The 3,002-nt window shown below is 66.2% G+C and carries 2 protein-coding genes; both read left to right on the top strand.

The annotated features are described in order from the left end of the window. The first annotated feature begins 19 nt into the window (after positions 1–19). Complete coding sequence (gene glgB / locus ACLFQI_RS12985; protein WP_410759941.1) at positions 20–2,347, top strand: 1,4-alpha-glucan branching protein GlgB; 2,328 nt, start codon at positions 20–22, stop codon at positions 2,345–2,347. A gap of 16 nt (positions 2,348–2,363) precedes the next feature. Next, positions 2,364–3,002, top strand: a 639-nt coding sequence (ccmA, locus tag ACLFQI_RS12980; RefSeq protein WP_410759939.1) for a cytochrome c biogenesis heme-transporting ATPase CcmA, incomplete at its 3' end; no start/stop codon positions are given.

Below are 3,002 nucleotides of genomic sequence, written 5' to 3'. Positions count from 1 at the left end.
CGCAGGATACCGAGACGCCATGCCCGAGACTCAGCTCCGCTACCCCGACCTCCCTGAATCCTTGTTGCGGATCATCGAGGCCCGTCATCACGACCCCTTCGAGGTCCTGGGCCGCCATGCGCAGGACGACGGTATCGTTGTCGTGCGGGCGCTGCTGCCGCGTGCCGAGCACGTGCGCATCGGCAAGGGCGATCTCGACCTGAACCGCATCGAGGGCACCGATCTGTTCGTCTGGCAAGGGCCGGCGAGCGCGCTCGAGGAGCGCTACCTGATCCATTGGACCGACAAGCAGGGCCAGGTCCACACCCAATACGATCCTTATGGCTTTGCGCCGCAGATCGCCGATTTCGACCTGCACCTGTTCGGCGAGGGGCGCCACTGGCACGCCTATCGCTTCCTCGGCGCGCACCGGCGCGAGATCGACGGCATCGACGGATTTCAGTTCGGCGTCTGGGCGCCGGGCGCGACCCGGGTCAGCGTGGTCGGCGACTTCAACAACTGGGACGGGCGCGAGCATCAGATGCGGGTGCGCGCCGGCTCCGGGGTCTGGGAGCTGTTCATCCCCGGCCTGGAGCCCGAGACCCTGTACAAGTTCGAGCTGCGCTCCGCCGCCGGCGTGCCGATGGTCAAGATCGACCCCTATGCCGCCGCCTTTCAGGAACGCCCGGATAACGCCGGCATCCTGCACGGTCCGAGCCGCTTCGCGTGGAGCGACGCCGACTGGCTCGAGGCGCGCGCGAGCGCCAACTGGCAGCAGCAGCCGATGTCGGTCTACGAGGTCCATCTCGGTTCCTGGCGCCGCGCCGAGGACGGCGGCTTCCTCAACTATCGCGAGCTGGCCGAGCAGCTCGCCGCGCACTGCCTGGAGATGGGCTTCACCCATCTGGAGCTGTTGCCGATCACCGAGCATCCCCTCGACGCCTCCTGGGGCTATCAGGCCACCGGCTACTTCGCGCCCACCGCGCGCTTCGGTAGCCCGGACGACTTCCGTTACTTCGTCGATTACCTGCATGCGCATGGCATCGGCGTGCTGCTCGACTGGGTGCCGGCGCACTTTCCGCGCGACACCGTCGCCCTCGCCCGTTACGACGGCACCGCGCTGTACGAGCACGCCGACCCGCGCCAGGGCGAGCACAAGGACTGGGGCACGCTGATCTTCAACTATGGCCGCCACGAGGTGAAGAACTTCCTGCTCTCGAGCGCGCTGTTCTGGCTCGACGAGTACCACATCGACGGCCTGCGCGTGGATGCGGTGGCCTCGATGCTCTACCTCGACTATTCGCGCAAGGATGGCGAATGGATTCCGAACAAGTACGGCGGCAACGAGAACCTGGACGCGGTCGAGTTCCTGCGCCAGCTCAACACGGTGACCCATGAGCAACACCCTGGCTCACTGATGGTCGCCGAGGAGTCGACCTCCTGGCCGCAGGTGTCGCGCCCGACCTATCTCGGGGGCCTGGGCTTCAGCATGAAATGGAACATGGGCTGGATGCACGACACCCTGTCGTACATGGAGAAGGACCCGATCTACCGCCACTACCATCACGACCTGCTGACCTTCGGCCTGCTCTACGCCTTCACCGAGAACTTCGTGCTGCCGTTCAGTCACGACGAGGTGGTGCATGGCAAGCAATCGATGCTCGACAAGATGCCCGGCGACGCCTGGCAGAAGTTCGCCTCGCTGCGCCTGCTCTACACCTTCATGTTCACCTATCCGGGCAAGAAGCTGTTGTTCCAGGGCTGCGAGTTCGCGCAGGGGCGGGAATGGAACTTCGATGCGCCGGCCGAATGGGAGCTGCTCGAGCGCCCGCAGCATCAGGGCGTGAAGCAGATCGTCGCCGATCTCAATCAGCTCTACCGGACCGAGCCGGCGCTGCACCAGGTCGATTTCGAGAGCGCCGGCTTCGAGTGGATCGATTGTCACGATTCCAGCCAGTCGGTGCTGAGCTATCTGCGCAAGACCCGGGACGGCAAACAGCTGGTCGCCTGCGCGTTCAACTTCACCCCGGTGCCGCGCGACAATTACCGCATCGGCGTGCCGGTCGCCGGTTTCTATCGCGAGGCGATCAATTCCGATGCCGAACTCTATGGCGGCACCAATGTCGGCAACCGCGGCGGCGTACACTCGGAGGCAAGCAGCTGGATGGGGCGGCCGCACTCGATCCCGCTCGCGTTGCCGCCGCTCGCCGGCGTGGTGATGGTGCTCGAGACCGAGGCGCAGAGCGCCGCGTCCGCTGACGCCACGGCTGCCGATGCCGTCGGCGCGGGGGCCAGCGGCGCCGAGACCACCGGACTCGACGCGCCCGAGCAGGTCGCGCTCGCTGGCGATTCGGCCCCGCAGGCGTGAACGGCGTCCTCCCGTCATGCTCGAGGTAACCGATCTGGCTTGCCGACGCGGCGAGCGCGACCTCTTCAGCGGTCTCGGTTTTCAACTGCCGGCGCACACCCTGCTGCATGTGCGAGGGCGCAACGGCAGCGGCAAGACCAGCTTGCTGCGCGTCCTCTGCGGCCTCTTGCGGCCGGATGCGGGCCGGATCCGCTGGCGCGGCGAAGACATCCGCGAACTCGCCGAGGACTATCACCGCGAGTTGCTCTATTTCGGCCATCTCAACGGCATCAAGGCCGACCTCAGCGGGCTGGAGAATCTGCGCATCGCCAGCATCCTGGATCAAGACCCGGTCGACACGGAAGCGATCCTCGCGGCGCTCGCGCGCATCGGGCTCGAGGGCTTCGAGGATCTGCCCACGCGCATGCTTTCGCAGGGGCAGAAAAAGCGCGTCGCGCTCGCGCGCTTGATCCTGAGCAAGGCGCCGCTGTGGATTCTCGACGAACCTTTCACCGCGCTCGATGTCGATGCCGTCGAGCTGTTACAGCAACTGATTGCCGCCCAGGTCGCCGATGGCGGCGCGGTGGTCTTGACCACGCACCAAGAGGTTCCCTTGACACGCGGCGCGATTCAACGTCTCACGCTCGGTGACGCCATGGCGGATCTGGACTCGGCG

This window comes from Halochromatium sp. (genome assembly GCF_046541315.1).
GTDB lineage: Bacteria > Pseudomonadota > Gammaproteobacteria > Chromatiales > Chromatiaceae > Lamprobacter.
The sequence above is the reverse complement of the archived record's forward strand: the minus strand, read 5'-3'. Positions and strand labels throughout refer to the sequence as shown.

Bases quoted from the DNA above. Each gene is read 5' to 3' on its own strand.
- glgB (WP_410759941.1), top strand. From the start codon at position 20: ATGCCCGAGACTCAGCTCCGCTACCCCGACCTCCCTGAATCCTTGTTG.